General features: G+C 46.6%; 22 protein-coding genes. 3 read left to right on the top strand and 19 right to left on the bottom strand.

Going from position 1 to position 18136, the window contains the following annotated elements; translation table 11 throughout:
- Positions 1-113: 113 nt before the first annotated feature.
- The 10 genes from MKX98_RS13020 to MKX98_RS12975 all read right to left on the bottom strand — a co-directional run bounded on the left by MKX98_RS13020 (position 114) and on the right by MKX98_RS12975 (position 10645).
- Positions 114-1241: a glycoside hydrolase family 88 protein gene (locus tag MKX98_RS13020; protein ID WP_339223307.1), complete on the bottom strand. Its 1128-nt coding sequence runs from the start codon at positions 1239-1241 to the stop codon at positions 114-116.
- 15 nt (positions 1242-1256) lie between these two features.
- Entirely contained in the window at positions 1257-2138 is an 882-nt protein-coding gene (locus MKX98_RS13015) for a carbohydrate ABC transporter permease (protein WP_194542117.1), read from the bottom strand.
- A gap of 14 nt (positions 2139-2152) precedes the next feature.
- Positions 2153-3112, bottom strand: coding sequence for an ABC transporter permease subunit (locus MKX98_RS13010; protein WP_071224370.1), 960 nt, complete (start codon positions 3110-3112; stop codon positions 2153-2155).
- An 84-nt stretch (positions 3113-3196) separates the two neighbouring features.
- Positions 3197-4828, bottom strand: a complete 1632-nt coding sequence (locus MKX98_RS13005) for an extracellular solute-binding protein (protein WP_220685712.1) — start codon at positions 4826-4828, stop codon at positions 3197-3199.
- A gap of 145 nt (positions 4829-4973) precedes the next feature.
- Positions 4974-7307, bottom strand: a complete 2334-nt coding sequence (locus tag MKX98_RS13000; RefSeq protein WP_339223304.1) for an AraC family transcriptional regulator — start codon at positions 7305-7307, stop codon at positions 4974-4976.
- A gap of 204 nt (positions 7308-7511) precedes the next feature.
- Complete coding sequence (locus tag MKX98_RS12995) at positions 7512-8261, bottom strand: glucose 1-dehydrogenase (RefSeq protein ID WP_220685714.1); 750 nt, start codon at positions 8259-8261, stop codon at positions 7512-7514.
- Between the two features lie 67 nt (positions 8262-8328).
- Positions 8329-8745, bottom strand: coding sequence for a DUF2500 domain-containing protein (locus tag MKX98_RS12990; RefSeq protein WP_220685715.1), 417 nt, complete (start codon positions 8743-8745; stop codon positions 8329-8331).
- A 90-nt stretch (positions 8746-8835) separates the two neighbouring features.
- A complete protein-coding gene (locus MKX98_RS12985) occupies positions 8836-8964 on the bottom strand; it encodes a hypothetical protein (protein WP_267907851.1) in 129 nt (42 codons plus the stop codon).
- A gap of 3 nt (positions 8965-8967) precedes the next feature.
- Positions 8968-9150 (bottom strand): hypothetical protein, encoded by a 183-nt coding sequence (locus MKX98_RS12980; RefSeq protein ID WP_071224374.1) that lies wholly within the window; start codon positions 9148-9150, stop codon positions 8968-8970.
- A 199-nt stretch (positions 9151-9349) separates the two neighbouring features.
- The gene (locus MKX98_RS12975; RefSeq protein ID WP_194542112.1) at positions 9350-10645 is read right to left on the bottom strand and encodes a YCF48-related protein; all 1296 of its coding nucleotides are present in this window, start codon (positions 10643-10645) and stop codon (positions 9350-9352) included.
- Between the two features lie 224 nt (positions 10646-10869).
- Here MKX98_RS12975 and tlp point away from each other — a divergent pair, with 224 nt between their 5' ends.
- Entirely contained in the window at positions 10870-11097 is a 228-nt protein-coding gene (tlp, locus tag MKX98_RS12970) for a small acid-soluble spore protein Tlp (protein ID WP_339223297.1), read from the top strand.
- A gap of 119 nt (positions 11098-11216) precedes the next feature.
- Here tlp and MKX98_RS12965 read toward each other — a convergent pair whose 3' ends face one another.
- The 5 genes from MKX98_RS12965 to MKX98_RS12945 are packed head-to-tail and all read right to left on the bottom strand — an operon-like array spanning position 11217 to position 12919.
- Entirely contained in the window at positions 11217-11645 is a 429-nt protein-coding gene (locus MKX98_RS12965; protein ID WP_216531140.1) for a spore germination protein GerPE, read from the bottom strand.
- The gene (locus tag MKX98_RS12960; RefSeq protein ID WP_071218159.1) at positions 11642-11827 is read right to left on the bottom strand and encodes a spore gernimation protein GerPD; all 186 of its coding nucleotides are present in this window, start codon (positions 11825-11827) and stop codon (positions 11642-11644) included. Before MKX98_RS12960 ends, MKX98_RS12965 begins: the two co-directional genes overlap by 4 nt.
- Positions 11805-12425, bottom strand: a complete 621-nt coding sequence (gene gerPC, locus MKX98_RS12955) for a spore germination protein GerPC (protein WP_339223295.1) — start codon at positions 12423-12425, stop codon at positions 11805-11807. The genes MKX98_RS12960 and gerPC overlap by 23 nt, the downstream gene beginning before the upstream one ends.
- Before the next feature lie 47 nt (positions 12426-12472).
- Positions 12473-12700, bottom strand: coding sequence for a spore germination protein GerPB (locus MKX98_RS12950; RefSeq protein WP_074961788.1), 228 nt, complete (start codon positions 12698-12700; stop codon positions 12473-12475).
- Between the two features lie 18 nt (positions 12701-12718).
- Positions 12719-12919 (bottom strand): spore germination protein, encoded by a 201-nt coding sequence (locus MKX98_RS12945; protein ID WP_233354821.1) that lies wholly within the window; start codon positions 12917-12919, stop codon positions 12719-12721.
- 143 nt (positions 12920-13062) lie between these two features.
- On the opposite strand from MKX98_RS12945, the gene MKX98_RS12940 reads away from it, so the two are divergent.
- A complete protein-coding gene (locus tag MKX98_RS12940; protein WP_339223292.1) occupies positions 13063-13524 on the top strand; it encodes an Hsp20/alpha crystallin family protein in 462 nt (153 codons plus the stop codon).
- A 279-nt stretch (positions 13525-13803) separates the two neighbouring features.
- On the opposite strand, the gene MKX98_RS12935 is transcribed toward MKX98_RS12940, so the two are convergent.
- The gene (locus tag MKX98_RS12935; protein ID WP_339223291.1) at positions 13804-14442 is read right to left on the bottom strand and encodes an NAD(P)-dependent oxidoreductase; all 639 of its coding nucleotides are present in this window, start codon (positions 14440-14442) and stop codon (positions 13804-13806) included.
- Positions 14443-14496: 54 nt separating this feature from the next.
- Positions 14497-14931, bottom strand: coding sequence for a MarR family transcriptional regulator (locus MKX98_RS12930; RefSeq protein WP_339223290.1), 435 nt, complete (start codon positions 14929-14931; stop codon positions 14497-14499).
- Positions 14932-15220: 289 nt separating this feature from the next.
- Here MKX98_RS12930 and MKX98_RS12925 point away from each other — a divergent pair, with 289 nt between their 5' ends.
- A complete protein-coding gene (locus tag MKX98_RS12925) occupies positions 15221-16159 on the top strand; it encodes an NAD(P)-binding domain-containing protein (RefSeq protein WP_339223289.1) in 939 nt (312 codons plus the stop codon).
- Positions 16160-16283: 124 nt separating this feature from the next.
- Here the strand turns inward: MKX98_RS12925 and MKX98_RS12920 are convergent, their stop codons facing one another.
- Together MKX98_RS12920 and MKX98_RS12915 are read right to left on the bottom strand one after the other, a co-directional pair.
- Positions 16284-17156, bottom strand: a complete 873-nt coding sequence (locus MKX98_RS12920) for a carbohydrate ABC transporter permease (RefSeq protein ID WP_071218166.1) — start codon at positions 17154-17156, stop codon at positions 16284-16286.
- Between the two features lie 21 nt (positions 17157-17177).
- A complete protein-coding gene (locus tag MKX98_RS12915; RefSeq protein WP_071218167.1) occupies positions 17178-18035 on the bottom strand; it encodes a sugar ABC transporter permease in 858 nt (285 codons plus the stop codon).
- Positions 18036-18136: the final 101 nt, after the last annotated feature.

The raw sequence follows: 18136 nt of genomic DNA, 5'->3' as shown, positions 1-18136 counted from the left end.
TCCGACAATGCTAATGAGTAAATTGTGAACAATGAACCCCACATATTTCACACAAAAAAGGAGGTGCCGCATAACACGCGACATCCCCACTTTGTTACACAGATTCTAATATGCTAACCTCTCTCATACCAATAGCCAGGTATCCCTTTGGTCAGCCGCAGCAAGGCTTCGAGGTAATAGTAATCGCCCCAGATCATATAATCATCCGGACCCGCACCGCCTCTGACGTAATAGGAACCATGCTTGATCAAGCCTTCCTCTGCTGCTTCACCGATGGTAGAATATTGGTTTACGAGAGATATCATCGACTTCTCAACGGCTTCTGTCAATAGCCCTTTATTGTCATCTTCTCCGTCCAGATGCTCCATTATCTCCAGCATGCCGCACGCCGCAATGGCGGAGGCGGAGCTGTCGCGAGGTGTACCCTCTTCAATCGGAACGTCAAAATCCCAATACGCAACATGATCCTCCGGCAAGTATTCAATAAAGAAACGAGCGGCGCGTAAAGCCGTATCCAAATATTTCGGATCACGGGTATAGCGGTATGAGAGCGCAAATCCGTAGATGGCCCATGCCTGGCCGCGCGTCCATGTTGATCCGTCATGATATCCTTGATGCGTTCCTCCTCGGATGGGGGTTCCATCCTCCGGATTGAAGTAAAAGGTATGATACGACGAATCATCACCCCGCATTAAGTAGCGTCGACTCTTGTCCGCATGCGCTACGGCGACGCGCTTGTATCGCTCATCACCCGTCTGATCATATGCCCAATACAGCAGCGGAATGTTCATCATGCAATCGATGATAATGCGACCGCCGTTCTTCTCGTCGCCTTTCCGGCCCCAGGCCTGAATATACTGACCCTCTTCCCGCCAGCGCAGCATCAGATGATCCGCTGCTTTCAAAGCGAGCTGTTTACCTTCTTCATGCTCATCCACAATCCACGCTGCCAGTGCAGAGGGAAGATACAGAAATCCGATATCGTGATGGTCCAGATTCCGCTGTTCCTGCAGTCGTTGCTTATAATCCTCCAAGTGTGCTATTGCCGTTTCCTTAAACAGGGGGTCTTTCGTGTATTCATAACACAGCCAGATCATCCCGGTGTAGAATCCTTCAATCCAGTCATTGCTTTCTCCCCACTCGTAACGCTTCTCTTCCGTGATATGAGGAAACTTCATCGGAAATTGACCGATATTCCGCTTGGTTTTTTCTACCGCATCCATAATAGCTTGCTCCCACATGAGTCAACTGCCTCCTTATTCTTTAATGGCTCCGATCATGACGCCTTTCACGAAATATTTCTGCAGGAATGGATATAGAAACAAAATCGGCAGCGTAGCCACCATAATCGTTGCATACTTAATTGTTTCGCCAACCGGCATCCTATCTCCCCCTCCTACCGAGGTCATCATGCTGCTGGTATCGTTCTGGATCAGAATTTCGCGCAGGATGAGCTGAAGCGGAAACAAGTCCCGGTCCCTTAAATAGATGAGGGCGTCAAACCATTTATTCCAATGCCACACCCCGTAAAAGAGCACCATGACGGCAATGACCGGCAGCGATAACGGGATGATGATCCGGAACAGAATGGTCCAATCGCTGGCTCCGTCGATCCGCGCGGATTCCTCGAGCGCATCGGGTACTCCTTGAAATGCCGTTCGCATAATAATCAAGTTCCATGTCGTCATGGCGCTTGGAATAATCAATGCCCAGTACGTATCAAGCAGACCCATATTTTTCACGAGCAGGTATTTCGGAATGAGCCCGCCGTCAAAAAACATCGTCATTACGATCAGCATCATGATGGTGCCCTTCCACATCACGTTTTTCCTGGATAAGCCATAGGCTCCGAGAGCCGTCATCAGAATGTTCAGCGTCGTGCCGACCACCACATAAAATATCGTGTTCAGGTAACTTCGGATAATATTGGGGTTCTCAAATACCATACGATAGGAATCCAGCGAGAAGCCCTTGGGCCACAGCAGGATTCCCCGGTGCTGAACGAAATCAGCCGGCGTGCTGATGGAAGCAAACAATACGTAGAGAAACGGGTATAACGTGACGATCGATAACAAGCACAAGAGAATGACATTCGCAGAATCAAACAGGACTTCACTGACAGATTTTGAAGTTCGCATAGATGCCCCCCTTTCTACCACAGCTTCGTATCCGTAAACCGCTTGCTGAGATAATTGGCTCCAATGAGCAGCATAAAGTTAATCATGGAATTAAACATGCCGACGGCGGCACTAAAGCTGTAGCTTGCTTCCAGAATTCCCTTACGGTAGACGTAGGTACCGATAACGTCGGCCGTCTCATAGGTAACCGGATTGTACATAATCAGGATTTTCTCATCCTGCAGCGCCATAAAGGACCCAATCCGCAGGATGAGCAGAATGATGACCGTTGGCAGGATGCCAGGCAGCGTAATTTGAAGCATCTGCTTCCAGCGGCCGGCACCGTCCACTTTAGCCGCTTCATAAAGGGACGGATCGATATTGGAAATAGCTGCGAGATATATAATGGAGCCCCAACCGACCCCCTGCCAGATCGCAGATGAGGTATATATGGTGCGGAACCATTCCGGCAGCCGCATGAATGATATCGGTTTGCCGCCGAAGTAGGTGATGATATGATTAATCAGCCCGTCTACCGACAAGAAATCCACCAGCATCCCGACAACCACAACGACAGATATGAAATGGGGAATATACGTAATGGATTGTACCGTCCGCTTAAATATGCGATGTCGTACCTCATTCAGCATTAACGCCAGCACGATGGATGCGGGAAAAACAAATATGAGATCGTACGCGCCCAGTATAATGGTATTGGTAACCACTCGTTCAAAGAAAAATCCGTTAAAGAATTCGCTGAAGTGTTGAAATCCGACCCACGGGCTATTCCATATGCCGAGCCCTGCCGAAAAGTTCTTGAACGCAATCTGCAGGCCATATAACGGTCCGTAGTGAAACACGGCATAAAACGCCACAACCGGCAGCAGCATCAGGTAAATCGTGGAGTTTCGGCGAAAGTCCTTCGCAGCTCTTGCGCTAAACCTCTCTGGCTTGCTCTGTATCGTAACGCGGTTTGTCTCTTCCTTAAGCTGCACCGTATGCCCTCCTCTGACAAAAAAATCATTCACAGTTAGAGGGAGAATCCCGTCGAGGTCTCTCCCTCTTCATGCGCCTACAACTTAACGGCTGTTGAAGCGGTCCAGCGCGGCTTGTTGAATCTGGAGCGCTTCCTCAATGCCCATACCCTGTACCGTTTGGACAAATTGGTCAAAACCGCTGATCGGCTCCACGCCCATAATGAATTTGTTGACCATTTCTTCGTAGTACGTATTAATATCGTTCATGATCGAGGCATAACGCGTGCTTTCTTCTGCCGTTGGGGAAATAATCGGCATCAAACGGTCATTCTCCGCATTCATCCATGTCTCAATAGCCGCTTTCTGCTGAGGCAGCGCGGAATACTGCTCGATGTATCGGCGATCCTGGACGAAAGGTCCCGAATAACTAGCCAGGTTGTATTTTGACATCGCCTGGGTGATCGACAGCCCATCTGGATTTTTCATCACTTCATCGGTATAAGTCGGGTATCCGTCCTTCATCTCGTAGCTGACTCCCTCAACTCCGAAATTAAACAGCATATGCCCTTCTTCTCCATATTTGTAATCGAGCCATTTCACCGTTTCCGCCGGGAACTTGTTCGCTTTCGTCACAGCCGCCCCAAATCCGTTGAACGGCGAATCCTTCTGTCCAAGGACCGGTTTATCCCCCTTATTCAGGACAACGTTCGGAGCGCCCACCAGTTCTACATCCGGGTTGCTTTTTATCATGAGCTCGGAATAGCGGCCGAGGCTGCTGCCCATGTAACCGGAGAAGGCACCCACTTGATTGTTGGTCACTTTGGCATCTTTAAGCGTGCCGTCCGTTGCCGCGTAATCCTGATCGATCAGGCCTTCGGCATACCATTTGCTCATCGTTTCCAAATAAGATTTGAATTCCGGTTGGATCGGTCCATACTGGACCTTCCCATCCACTTGATAAAATCCGGTTGTAACTCCCCACGCGCCGACAAACGCATGGTTGATGCCCGTCATATCCATATCCAGCAGCAGCGGGATTTCATCCGCTTGCCCGTTTCCGTTCGGATCCTTGGTCTTGATCGCCTTCAATACTTCATACCACTCATCAATCGTTTCCGGTACGGGCAGCTGAAGCTGGTCAAGCCAGTCCTTGCGGATGATCAGGCCGTTAAAGGTCAGCAAATATTCGTCCCCGCGGATAAATGGAAATACGTAAATGTTTCCTCCGTCTGTCGTAATCAGTTTTTTATATTCCGGGTGCTCGTTCAACACTTTCGTTAGATTCGGTGCATGCTCTTCAATCAACTCATTCAGGCGGATGATGGACCCGTCCGAAATGGCTTTATCCGGACCTCCTGATACGTTGGCCCATCCATGCTCCACCACATCCGGCAAATTGCCTGAAGAGACCATAATGTTAAAAGCGTCTGCCTCCTGGCCCGCCGGCGGATGCTGGAACTTCACTTTGGTGCCTGTCGTTTTTTCCAATTCCTGATATGCGGCAATTCCGTTCATATCCTGCATCGTTGCAGAGGCATTTGCATTCAGCGATACCCAATAAGTCAATTGTTCAGGATATTCTGGGTCACCACCAACAGCCACGTCTGTTCCTTCCTTACCTTTTTCCCCGGCAGGCTCCTCGGCCCCCGAGCTTTTTCCGCTGCATCCGGCAATCATAGCCACAATCAGCATAAAGATCACAAGTCTCACAACACGTTTCCGGTTTGTCTTCAAATCACGACGCCTCCCTTTTTTCCCTAATGAATGATCATTCGATAAGATTAGGCTTAGGTGGTTCCAACTAGCCCGCCCTGTTCAAATCGTAACGCTGAAGCGCTTACATCGTATACCGTACAGTTTCAACATCCATAAACTGAGATTAAGAATTGAGATGATCATTTCTTAAGGTCGATGATAGGGAATGCAGGGTTTCCTTGTATTTTCCCGGAGTGATCCCTTCGTATTTCTTAAACACCCGGATAAAACCGACGTCACTGGTATAACCGACGGAACGGGCAATGTGCGAAATCGTGTTTTTGGCATCCCGCATCATTTCCTTGGAGCGCTCGATCCGAATCTTGGCCAGGTAATCCGTGAGATTGGTGCCGCTGTTTTTCTTGAAGAAAGCCGACAGATACGGCGGTGTAATATCAAATTGCTCGGCAATGGAAGCCAGACTGATCATGGCATCGTCGTGATGATCCGCAATGTATCTCTTGATTTTCTCAAGCAGCAGCGAAGAGGAATCGCCCCTTTGATCCTTTACGTAGAGACAAACCTTGCCGAACATCCATTTCACTTCCCGGTAGAGCTCCTCAACCGTGCTCCCCTCCGTAATTTCTTCAAGCGTTTTGCCTGACTCGCCGAATATATCCTCGTACTTCAAATTCAAAGCATTCAGCAGCTTGAACATCGTACTGAGCAGGTTAGCGAACATGAGTCTGCCGAGCTCAGGTGAGATGGATTGTCCGTTGAAGTTATTGTGGTACAGACACTGGATGATATCTTGCGCCTTATCCGTATCCCCGCTTTTCATGGCGTTAATGAGCTGGATTTCCGTCTCAATGGGAAAATCATAATACACCTCCGTTTTCTGTTTCATTTCCTCGTACAATAAAATCGGTTTATACGCAGTAAAAATGGAATATTCCAAAGCCTTCAAGCTTTCGGTGTAACCACTCGCCAAACATTCAAGACCTGTACGGATTTCGCTAATCCCGATCGTGATATCGGATTTAAAGCGCTGTTCAATCACCAGCTTCACTTGCTCTGCCCAATCGTACAGCTGGTCTGCCTTATCATGCAGCGGTTCCGGCATGTTTAGAATAATCGCAACCAGGTTCTTCTCCAGCTCCACGGAATATGCGGTAAAGGGATGAATTTCTTCCGCCACCTTCCCGGTGACAAAACGGATCAGGGCCCATTCGCTTTCCCGCTCATTATGTATGAACCCGCTGGCATCCCTCAGCTCGATCAAGGCAACCGCAAAACTCGAATGCGGGAACGAGATCCCCATGAAATCCAGAGCATGATCGGACATATCCGCCGTGTCCACGTTTCCCTTCAATAAACGCTGCAAAAAGTTGGACCGAATCACCGGTGTTTGCCTGGACAATTGCTCCTTCATCTCCGTCTGCTTACCGAAGGAATCCGCCATCGTCGATTTGATAAAATCATATTCGTTACGCACCTTACCCTCCTTAGCCGGATGAGATTGCCGGATGAAACGGATAATGTCACGCAAAGGGAAGTACGCGCGGTAGGTCATGAACGCACAGGCCGCAATCCCAGCAACAAGACAGATGGCCAGAACGCCGACGGCCATTCGCTTGACCATATAGACCTTTTCCATAAACGCTTTTTCCGGCACGGCCGATACATATTCCCACCCGCTCCGGGCAGATCTTGTCGATACCGTCATCACTCGTGGATTATCCGCCTTTTTACCCGTACTGTGAACCTTGGGTTCACCGGCACTCAGAATCACTTGGCCGCTGGCATCCTTGATGTAAATGGTTCCGTGGTTTGTTTTCACAATCTCATCAAGCAATCCTGCGATCTGCCTCTCCTCAATCAGCATAACAAGCGCGCCTTTGGGATTGGCTTTCTCACCAAATGGAAGCGTTTGCATATATGTGAGCATGCGTTTCTGATTCAACCCTTTGCCAATTTCGGTCACGGGCAAATACCGGTTAAAGTGGATTCCGTGCAGAATATCTGCTTGATACTGTTGATAGGTTAATTTTTCATATCCGTAAATATCGGAAAACAAGACACGAGACGTTGTCTTTAAGGAGGGACTGAGAACCGTATCGCTCTCCCGTAAATATACGTAAAAATCGGTAATAAAACTGCTGCTGTTACGGTATCGCTGCATTTCCTGCATGAAAGTGTAGTAATTGTAGTTCTCGGTACCATTTTGAGGGGAGCTTGCCTTTAGCAGCGCATCCAGCCGCGGATGCGAAGTGATGTTCCGGGAAATCAGATGCATTTCATCCAATCGGCTGTCCACCACCTGCTTCGCCTGCTCGATCAGTGCCATGTTGGAGTTGTTTGCATTTTCGATCATAATCCGCTCGATTTGCGTATACAGTCCCCAGAACACGATGACCGGGATCAGCAGTATCACAAGATAGGACATGAGCAGTGTAACGAACACGGACACTCGATTGGAACGTTCATTTTTTGCACTGGTTGTCTTCAATTTCCCCATACCCACATTCCTTCCCATTCTTTAGATGTGACCTTCTTCATACTTACATTAATTACATCATACTGTTTTTATTTATCATGAACAGGTTTTCTTCAAAAATGTTAATGCATCACGAATTTGTATCATATACGAGAGTATCGGCCCCATGACTATCCACGAAGAAGAGCGCCTTCCATGGGAAGACGCTCTAGATATTCAGATGAACTAAGGCTCATATATCATTTTGCGGGTCATGCCGCCATCCACAACCAGATGGGCCCCTGTGACAAAATCATTATCCGGATCTGTAAAATAAAAGCAGGCTTTGGCGATATCAGCTGGGGTTCCTACCCGTCCAGCTGGGTGCTGCTTATGATCCGCTGTACGAAGCTCATCATAGTTTCCCGTTTCAATCCACCCCGGACTTATACAATTCACCCGAATTCCATCGGGCCCCAGGCTTACGGCCATGGCATGGCTCAATGCGACAATGGCTCCTTTGGAAGCTGCATAAGCCTCCGAATTCGGCTCGGACATGATCGAACGCGTGGATGACATATTGACGATAGCCCCGCCATTCCCAGCTTTTTTCATATGTACCGCCGCTTCGCGCGTTGCCAAAAAACAGCTTCGGGCATTCGTGTTGATCACATCGTCCCAGTCTTCAACCGTTAGCTCATATGGCGATTTCCAACGGGAGACCCCGGCATTATTAATCAATATATCGATGGTGCCGGCATATTGGACGGCTTGGTTCATCAGGCGTTTAATATCTTCTTCCTTCCTTACATCGCAAGGGATGAAGACCGCGTTCAATCCTTGTTCCTGCAAGGCATTTGCCGCCAGGCTGCCCTGTTCTTCATGTACATCGCTTAATATCACTCGAGCCCCGCTTAGAGCATAAGCCTCAGCCAATCCGCGGCCAATCCCATGGGCTGAGCCCGTTATTACGACCGTTTTATCCTGAAATTTCATATGCCGCCCCTCCTTCTCCTTCATTATATACCACAGGAGAAGGTGTATATAAAATTAAGTCCGTCTCTTATTTAGGATGGTCATAACCACGGACCACGCTAAGTTTCGCTCTAGGGTGCCTAACGAATCCGTAGTACCGGGTTCCCTGGAAACGCAGCAGTCCCTCGTCTCCTTCCGCGCACATGCCGAATTCCTCCCCATTTACAACAAACTCCATGCGGTCTCCGCTCTCCACTTCAAAGGTCAGATAATAGGTGGTACGAGTACGGCTCGACATCGTATCATCCGTCTGCTGCGTATGTTTCACTTCCGTTCGTTTGCTCACAATCTTGGAATCGACCGATAGCAAAGGCTGTCGGTTATTCTGACTCCATTGCAAGATTCCCTTACCGGCCGACAGCAGAATGATCCCGATGACGACGATGAAAAACACGGGCATAACGCTGCCGAAAAAATCGAACATCCAAACTGACCCCGATCCCATACGGCTCCCCCCTCCACCTTGTCTTGAAATATGTATATGCTTTATTTCGGACAATTTAACTCATAGCTCATGGAAAGTTTGATTGAAATTTTAAAGAACTTGTCCTTTTCTGGGAGCACCAAAAAAGCCGATGTCTGCACTTAACCAGTCATCAGCTTCTTCGCGAAGACTAGAACGTCCGCTTCCATTCATACTCTTCATGGTCATCTTTGTCATCATTATTCAATCGTAAGCCAATCTCATCCATTTCATCGTTTCTTCTTGTCCTGTCATTTCATGCTCCTCTGGTGTCATTTCCTGCTCATTCCAGCAAGCCAGACACTGCTCCTCGGTGTCGCATAAACATGCATCATCACAATGGTAGCAAAGACGTAGGAAGTTAATCGTCATTTGATCGGTATGCATGAGGATCGTCCCCTTCTAAACAATTTGGAGTATCTGATTACATCTTTATAGTAGCATACATGGAGGTTAAAGTTTGTGATTAATTTCACAAAATAAGCCGAAAAAAAAGCTTTATCAAAACTGATAAAGTCGCGGTTGATAAAGCTTTTTTAATCTGGTCTTTTTATTGGCATATTCAAACACGTATTCTCGCCATAATTTATAGACCCTGCCAGGTTTCCCCACCGTCACTGCTTTTCATTAGACGCGATCGATTCTTGTCCGTTGTTTCAATCAGCATCCAACCGACATCAGACGATGTAAATTGCAGTTTCACCACGTTCGGATATTTGGCGAGATTATCGTTCAGGAGCTTGCTTCTCGGAAATGGCTTCCAGGTCTTGCCCATATCATTCGTATGATAAACAATACCGTTCACCATTCTCCACCCGTCATGAAGCCGGCGGAAAACAGGCTGAATGGAGCCCTTGCCGGTATCACCCGTCATGGGGAATGACACCAAATTCCATGATTTCCCCGTGTCGGCCGTAAAGTAACCCAAATAGCTTGCCTGATCATCCTTCACGCAGGTAACCGGTATATAAACCTCGCTTCCGTTACTTCCTCTGCCCAGAAACTTGGGGGCGCCGGCAAAGATCGAACCGCACCGATCCAGCAGCTTGCTCTTAAATATCTGTCCGGAGGACTTCCACTTTTGGCCTCCATCACGGGTAATATACAGTTTGGAGGATTGCATTTCACGGATGGTCGCAAATCCGACAAGCGAATCCGTGAAGGTTAAGCCGATGATGGACCCTGTTCGTGGAATCACGCTGCCGGGAACACGGGATGTAGGATACTCCGTATTCTGCATGACCTCTTCCCATAACCCGCCATTATTACTGGTTCGAAATAGCGACTTCTCCTCAGAGCCCCGGGATAGATCGCCTTTCGCCATAATCCATCCCTGCTGAGACGAAACGAAGGACATGGCCGTGACGACACCCGTCTCCGGCAGCGAAGAAAGCTTCCAGGTGTCTCCCCCGTCCGTCGTATTGAGCAGGATCGTTTCGGCTGATCTCTGCTTGTTGCGTATAATCCAACCATGTTTTTTATCCGTAAACACGATGTCTTTCCCATACTCCAGCTTATCAACGAACTGTACATTGGAGGATGGAGAGATATCAACCCACGTTTCGCCATAATCCTGAGTCTGATACAGACGTAATTCCGTGTTCGTTATCCCCCAAGCAATCCCCGTTGACTCATTCAAGAGTTGGAAATCCGTCAACCGTGTATGTATCTGATATTTGCTTTTTTCCTCGGGTGCTTTCATCGCCGTATCCGGCGTTACTAGTGTAATGGTCTGACCTTCTTCTTCATCTTCAACCGATTCAGGAGGGCCTTCTACTGTAGAAGTTTGCTGTTGTTTTATCGGTTCTGAGGTACAGGCTGCTAACATGAATGCCATCATCATTAGCATACTGAGCCAGACTATAAAACGACTTGATCTCAAGAATTCTTCCTCCTCTTATTTCGATGTCATGCTGCAAGTCTGCTTTTTCGACATTATAACATATTCCGTCCAACAGAAATGTAAAGAACTGACTTGCAAAATTTACAATACTGTAGCTTTTTTGATAGTGTCAGTCTCATATGCATAAGGATGTTTTTATGATGGAAAACTATTTGAGGTGTGTAATTTTAGCAAGACAGTTGAATTTAAGGAGGTGAAATGTCATGGCTAAACCCGATAATCGCGAAGACAATGTAGAGCATCTGCAGCAGGCGGTCCAGAACACGATTGAGAACTACCGTGAAGCCGAAGATTATCTCGAGGAGTTTGGAGATGAAATTCCGGCAAGCGAGAAAGAACAGATTCAAGCTCGTAATGCTCGTCGTGAAAAGAGTATTTCCGGCTTCCGGGAAGAGATCAAAGACGAAGCTGCTCATCAGCAAGGAGAATAATCCATAGATCAACATAAAAACAGGAGGCGCATATAATGCTCCTCCTGTTTTGTACATATCGTATTAGCCATGAGACATCACCTATTTTGAATCAGCTGTCTCAATCGAGCCGACTTAGATTATTCCTTCTTCACGAAATTCTTTTTGACAATGACTCCCTTATAATCCTTTAAATACTCGGGCGCACCCGTAATAAAGTGTCTGATTGCCTTCACCCTGGATTCCAAATCCATGGTATCGTTCGGACCCACCTGTACAACCGACGCAGATGCAGTCGCTATAATATCGATACATCCCACATGAATCTTCTTATGGTCTTGTATAATGTTTAGTTCTACGTCTGATTGCGGCGGCCATGTGGGTATGGATCGGGAAAATATCGAGTAATCCTCATAATCTCCCTCGTCTTCAAAAAACACCGGCACCTGCCGCTGAACCGCCAATGCGCGTGTATTGGCATCGATATGTCCCGATTCACCGCATATACATGCTGAACTATCTGAAATATTGATGATATACATGTGATCAACATGTGAATGACGTTTCATGGTGCGGAACCCGGGGATAACGGAACAAGCGGGCTGATCTGCAGTGATTCGGAAGGTGTATCATACATGGAGGAGCTATTAATCACATGGGTATCTCCAATCAACAGTACAGACGAGCTTGAGATCGCCGTAATGCGGATCGAACCAACCTGGAGCTCTTTATTGACGACTGTCATTTTCATTTGAATGCCACTTCCCTCGTTGCAAATTAAGAAGGTGCTGCTCAACTGCTGAAGCGATCTCACTCTTCATTTGTTTGATGATCGATTGCTCTACCTCTTGCGGGTTCATGGTTTCCCTGTTCGTTTGATATTGCTTCAAATACACCGTAATTCGGTCACCGAGTTGTTTGCGCACATCTTCAATAATAACGGCAGCATATTCATCACCAAGCACAAGATGGGCTTCGGGAATCATGCGCTCGATCTGCTCGGGTACTGTATCTTCTAGATAACGTGATACATTCTGATAGATGTTCGAGTACAGTTCGCCGCCCGAATATCCCGACTGGGACAGTTCTAACGGCGGCTGACCATTCACGGTAATATCGTCCAGGGACTGCCCATCCTTTGGCATCAGTCCAATATTTAAAGTGCCTTCCAACTTTTCAATTTTCAATAAATCAAAATTATATTCCACCCGATCTATCGTTTTCTCGCTTCCCTGTCTTAATCGATCTATTTCACTGCGCATTTCCTTCAGCATTTGTTCCATTCTACTCAGCTGCTCTGACTGGGTATGAAGAATATGGAACAATTGCTGTATATAATAATCGTACATGGAACCGCCCCCCTGCTCCTATACAATCTATGCGCAGGCCATTCACCTCATTCTTGTCTATACAGTCCTTCAGTCGGAGCAGGTAGAGGAACCAGGGGATTGTTATTAGGCTGAGGCTCAAATTCAGGGGCAGGGCCTGTAAATCCACCCGTATTATAAATATTGGACAATGCCCGGATCTCTCCAGCGGTCCCAATCTGCAGCACCGAAGAATTCGTTACCGCCTCAACCCGAAGCTGCTGTATGTTAATACATTGATGTACCGTTAGATTCACAGTGGATCACAACCTTAATTAAGCATTAGCCGAATCAATCAGGTCCGGATCAATGGTGTTCAAGCTGTTGGCCTGGTTGTTTGCAATATTCGTGCCAATATTGTCACCGGTGTTGAACGAGTTGGCGCCGGAATACGTTTTTGTGGAGCTGTTTAAATCAATGACGCCTGTATTTCCAACCAAGACCGTAGAACTGGGGCCCACGTTAACAATCTTCATATTGCCGATAATCGAAACCACAATTCCACCTCTTCATTCAAAATCATACGCTTGGATTTATTCTATGTGGTTGGATGCCCAGATGTCACTCTAACCTTCCTTCGCCCATACAATGAAATTACAGAACGAAGGAGGGATATCTAGTGAACTCAAGATCCAAGCGCCCTGAATGGTTATCGAAGGACTCTTTTTTCAACAACAGTTCCTTTCCATTCAAGGATCTTAATGACCTCAATGAGGATTTTCAGCTGGATCCAACCGTCATTGAAGATTATGTGAAGGATACGATAAGACAAGCAACGGTCGGAAATGAAATGCTGCCTAACCCCTATACGCTTCGATACGAAACTTTTGATACTCATAACTTTCTGGTTGTGAAATGCTATGTACCCAAACGTGTCCATCCGGAAAATTTATGGATTAAACTTAATCGAACACAGATCAAAATCCACGGTTTGCCAAAAGATCAAAGCCAGACCATCGTCTTGCCTGTCCCCATTCTTCCTGCGCAAAGCATCGCGACCTATAAACAGCCCACTTTACAAATTAAGATGCCTAAAATGTCTACAGGCCGATTTCGCGATATCAATATTCGTTTCTTATGAACGAAGATACCTTACCCGTTAGTCACAATCTGAAAAAACCTGCGTACAACATTGGTTGTATGCAGGTTTCCCCACCATTTATACTTAAGTGACAGGGTCTATATGGATGGTCGGGGTGCCAGAGAGATAGAAGTGGCTAGATAAATAGAGGTTATTCCATTATTGTGAATTTTTCATATGTTGAATTACTCACTTATTGAAACAGTTATTTCGCATCAAAACAAGCTGATTTCTAATGAAATCAGCTTGTCGAGATTTATATAAAGGTTGTTGCCGGGCTTATTCCGCCTCGGATACTACCGTATACCGCTCATGGATATGCTTCGGCTGTTCAAGCTCATCCAATACCGCAATCGCGTAATCTGCATAGCTGACATAGCTTTGACCGTTTGAATTGACAATGACATGGTCCTTGCCTTCCTGATAGCTGCCCGTGCGCTGACCGTGCGGATTAAAGAACGCTGCCGGACTTAGATACGTCCATTTCACATCGGAAGATTGTTCCAGGTCTTTCAAGTTCTCACTGGCATGAAATGCCGTCGGATAGTATTCCTTAGGAAAATCTGGAGTTTCCAAGAGTCGCAAGGTTTTGGCTTCATCCACGAACAAGCTTCCGGCCCCACCCATCACAAACAGTCTGGTATTCGTGCCTTTCAGAGCTTCTATCAATACCCGGCCAACCTCCACATATTGCGTTTCTTGCCCGGGCGCCGCCGCAAAGGCATTCACGACGACATCGAGGCCCTGAAGATCGGCATTCGTCAAATCCAGCACGTTCTTCTCCAAAATGTTCACGCTCGAATCGGAGATCTTGGAAACATTCCGTACAATTGCCGTTACCTCATGACCGCGTGCTTGTGCTTCCTTGAGAATCAGACTTCCCGCTTTCCCTGTCGCACCGATAATACCAATCTGCATTGTGAATCTCTCCTTTATCAATTGTATATGCAAATGAGGGACGAAAAAAAGGCTTTATTTTCCCTTTTTCAATATTTCACTGGATTCATGAAGAAGTTTAGTTAACTGTTCGCTATGTTCCTTCCCCAAGAGGGAAACATACTGTCCATACAGCTGTTCAAAATATTGGTTCAGCTCCTCATATAACGACTTCCCTTCATCCGTTAAGAAAATATGCGTTTCTTTCCATTCAGATTTGCGCTGTACTAACTGCTTCTCCTCCAGCTTATCGATGAACCGTGTGCTTGTGGATGGAGCAATGGACAACTTATCGCTTAGCTCTTTCTGCGTAATGCCGGGATATTGATGGATCACCACCAAAACGTAGGAATACGTAGGAGATAAGTCGGCCTTCGCAAAAGCATCCTCCGCCATCTTGGTCATCGAACGAGCAAACCGATTTGAAGTAAAAAACAAGCATGAGCTCAGTATGGAATCATCTATGTTCATAACCAGACACCTCTCATTTGTATATACAAATTAACACAGCACTAATATATTGTCAACAACTTTCTTTTAGTTAGTTTATGATTGATTTTATTATGATCGTCGTAATTAGGTACGTTCAAAAGCGTATATAGTTTGATTGAGAGATAGAGAGCGTTATTCTTCATTGTTATGAATTTTTCATATGTTGAATTACTCACCTCTTTTTGGAGATTAAAAATAACGATTGACCTTGACATTAGTGTCAAGGTCTACACTATATTCGTAGCCAACACTCAAGGAGGAAAAAAAGATGGAACAATTGAATCAAAATCATGGTCATGGGATCGAACCTAATGTTCGTGAAACTCAGCAAAACACCAATAAGGAACATGTGACCGTGCTCGGGCTCGGCCCTATGGGCCAAGCGCTTGCCGGAGCTTTTATCAAGAATGGCCATGCTACAACGGTGTGGAACCGGACAGCTGCTAAGGCCGACCCACTTATTACACAAGGTGCAGTGCTTGCTCCGACTGTTCCGGATGCCGTGCTTGCCAGCCAGCTTATTATCATCTGTGTACTCAATTATGATGCAGTCCGCTCCATTCTCTCTAATGCGACTAGCGCATTGAAAGGGAAAACCCTTATAAACCTGACAGCCGACTCTCCTGAACGTGCACGCGAAATGGCGGCTTGGGCAGCCGAGAACGGTATTAACTATATTGATGGCGCGATCATGACGCCGATAACGACCATTGGGCAGCCTTCAGCCGTTGTTCTGTACAGCGGGCAAGAGAAAGTATACCGCAGCCACCTGGAAACACTTTCCAGTCTGGGAGGGACCGCTTCGTTCCTTGGGGAGGATCCCGGTCGTGCCGCAGCCTATGATGTTGCATTGCTGGATGTGTTCTGGACAGCCATGAGCGGCTATGTACACGCTCTGGCTATCGCACGTGCTGAGAACATTGCCGCGAAAGACATCGCCCCCTATGCGCAAAATATCATCAACATTATGCCGGATATCATGACCTATATCGCGCAAGATGTGGATCAAGGCGTTTACCCTGGTGAAGGCTCTAGTCTCATCTCCAATATGACAAGTATGGAGCATATCATCCACGTGGCCGAACATCACGGCATCGATAGCAGCGTTTTAAACGCAGCAAAAGCCATTGCCCAAAGAGCAATCCATGCCGGTCATGGAGAAGATGGTTTCTCACGCTTAGTCGAATTTAATCGTCCAACTGCTTAAATTGCTGATTCAACTCTTGCTTCAGATTAAAAGACTAAATGGAATATAACAACGAATAGGCAAGTCAAACAGGTGACGACAAGGTCCCCTCTTGACTTGCCTATTCGTTGAGTTCGCTCTCTTCTTAACCCTTGACAGCTCCTTCAGTCAAACCTTTTTGAATATACTTTGAGATAAACAGGTATACAATCAGCACCGGAATAACGGTCAACGATACTGCCGTAGCCATCAGACCAAAGTCTGTTCCGTATTGGGAGCTGATCTCATTCAGCAATGCAACGATCGGCCGGACATTCTCTTTGTTTACAAAGATCAGCGCTGAGAACAAGTCATTGTACGACCACATAAATACAAATATACTCGCCGATGCAAATACCGGCTGCGAGATCGGCACGAAGATCTTAACAAACATCTGCCATCGGTTACATCCATCCATGAAAGCCGCCTCTTCAAGCTCTTTCGGTATAGTTGCCATATAACCGGCAATCACCAAGGTGGCAAACGTCAGATTGCCTGCCGTTTGCGGGAAGATCAGGCCCCAATATGTATTGACCAGGCTCGTTTTGATCAGCAGCTCGTATACCGGGACTACGGTTGCAAACGCTGGAATCAACAAAGTCGCATACAGAATGGAATAGATGGTGCGCTTGCCCCTGAAGTTGAATCTGGACAATACATAAGCGGCTAATCCCCCGAGCAGTAATACCAAGAATACGGTACTGAAGGACATCACCAAACTATTGATATAACTTCTTCCGATATTAATGCGGTCAAATGCGTTCTGATAGTTCACAAACACCGGTTCCCATGCGATACCAAAGGAATTATTCATCACATCGCGAGAAACCTTGAACGAGTTGTTCACGATCCAGAATAACGGATAAATGGTTGTTAGGGACCACGCTGTCAAAACAACGTACATCAACGTGGTGCCTAAATTAAACCGACTCTTCCTAACGCGCTGAGTTTTGTGTTCAACGACGATGGTTGGCTCCATAACAGTACACCCCTATAATGCTTAGTATGTAATCTCGTCTCTTTTCAACAAACGGTTGGCAATTAACGCAAGCAGTACGCCAAAGACCACCATGTATATCGCAACCGCTGATCCGTAACCAAAGTTCTGATCCACCATGGCCTTTTTGTACATATACGTTCCCAGGACTTCCGTTCCATTCTGGCCGCTTGTAATGACCCAGATGAATTCGAACACCTTCAACGTACCCGTAATGGCAAGTGTGATAACAACCTTGATGTCACTCATGATGAGCGGAATTGTAAGCATCGTTGTTTTCTTGAGCCCCGTGATTCCTTCCAGTTTTGCAGCCTCATAATAATCCGCGGGTATTTTGGACATCGCGGTCAAGAACAGAACAAAATAAAAGCCCACATAATGCCATACCGTTGGAATCGATACCGCCTTTAGCGCATTCTTCGCATCCAACCACAAAATCTTCTCAATATTAAAGTTCGCCAGCAAGTTGTTCAGTAAACCGAAGTTGTAATTGTAGAACAACACAAATAATAAGGAAATGGCAGTACCGGAGATGACAACCGGGAAGAAAAAGACCGTTCGATAAAAACCTTTGAGCTTGGAAATGTTATCTACCAGGACAGCCAACACAAGCGCGATCCCCACCTGAAACACGATAACATAGAGCATGATTTCGAGCGTGTGCAATGTTGCAGCGCCAAGCAGTTTATCCGTAATGAGTCTCTCATAGTTAGCCCCTCCCACAAACTTTTTATCGAAAAAGCCGCTTGTGCGATAGAAGCTGAGATACAAACTCTTAAAGAACGGATAATATAGAAAGATTGTCATGATGGCTGCTGCGGGTAATAAAAACATCACAATATACTTGCGATCACCCTTCATATTAATCACCCTTGATGTTTATTTTTCTTCAACGTCCATGCCGAAATGACTACGCCGCCCAAATGAAAGCAGAGGGGCGGCGTACGTCACTTTTATTTCTA

It is taken from the genome of Paenibacillus sp. FSL W7-1332 (assembly GCF_037969785.1).
GTDB lineage: Bacteria > Bacillota > Bacilli > Paenibacillales > Paenibacillaceae > Paenibacillus_AQ.
Note: the sequence above shows the minus strand (reverse complement) of the source record. Positions and strands in the feature narration are given on the sequence as shown.

Coding starts and splice junctions, on each gene's coding strand:
- MKX98_RS12995 (WP_220685714.1), bottom strand. CDS start 8,261: ATGAAATTTCAGGATAAAACGGTCGTAATAACGGGCTCAGCCCATGGG.
- MKX98_RS12985 (WP_267907851.1), bottom strand. CDS start 8,964: ATGATGACAAAGATGACCATGAAGAGTATGAATGGAAGCGGACGTTCT.
- MKX98_RS12960 (WP_071218159.1), bottom strand. CDS start 11,827: ATGAAAATGACAGTCGTCAATAAAGAGCTCCAGGTTGGTTCGATCCGC.
- MKX98_RS12915 (WP_071218167.1), bottom strand. CDS start 18,035: ATGAAGGGTGATCGCAAGTATATTGTGATGTTTTTATTACCCGCAGCA.
- MKX98_RS13020 (WP_339223307.1), bottom strand. CDS start 1,241: ATGTGGGAGCAAGCTATTATGGATGCGGTAGAAAAAACCAAGCGGAAT.
- MKX98_RS12930 (WP_339223290.1), bottom strand. CDS start 14,931: ATGAACATAGATGATTCCATACTGAGCTCATGCTTGTTTTTTACTTCA.
- MKX98_RS12925 (WP_339223289.1), top strand. CDS start 15,221: ATGGAACAATTGAATCAAAATCATGGTCATGGGATCGAACCTAATGTT.
- gerPC (WP_339223295.1), bottom strand. CDS start 12,425: ATGTACGATTATTATATACAGCAATTGTTCCATATTCTTCATACCCAG.
- MKX98_RS12980 (WP_071224374.1), bottom strand. CDS start 9,150: ATGCATACCGATCAAATGACGATTAACTTCCTACGTCTTTGCTACCAT.
- MKX98_RS12965 (WP_216531140.1), bottom strand. CDS start 11,645: ATGAAACGTCATTCACATGTTGATCACATGTATATCATCAATATTTCA.
- MKX98_RS12935 (WP_339223291.1), bottom strand. CDS start 14,442: ATGCAGATTGGTATTATCGGTGCGACAGGGAAAGCGGGAAGTCTGATT.
- MKX98_RS12990 (WP_220685715.1), bottom strand. CDS start 8,745: ATGGGATCGGGGTCAGTTTGGATGTTCGATTTTTTCGGCAGCGTTATG.
- MKX98_RS12920 (WP_071218166.1), bottom strand. CDS start 17,156: ATGGAGCCAACCATCGTCGTTGAACACAAAACTCAGCGCGTTAGGAAG.
- MKX98_RS13000 (WP_339223304.1), bottom strand. CDS start 7,307: ATGGGGAAATTGAAGACAACCAGTGCAAAAAATGAACGTTCCAATCGA.
- tlp (WP_339223297.1), top strand. CDS start 10,870: ATGGCTAAACCCGATAATCGCGAAGACAATGTAGAGCATCTGCAGCAG.
- MKX98_RS13015 (WP_194542117.1), bottom strand. CDS start 2,138: ATGCGAACTTCAAAATCTGTCAGTGAAGTCCTGTTTGATTCTGCGAAT.
- MKX98_RS12945 (WP_233354821.1), bottom strand. CDS start 12,919: ATGAAGATTGTTAACGTGGGCCCCAGTTCTACGGTCTTGGTTGGAAAT.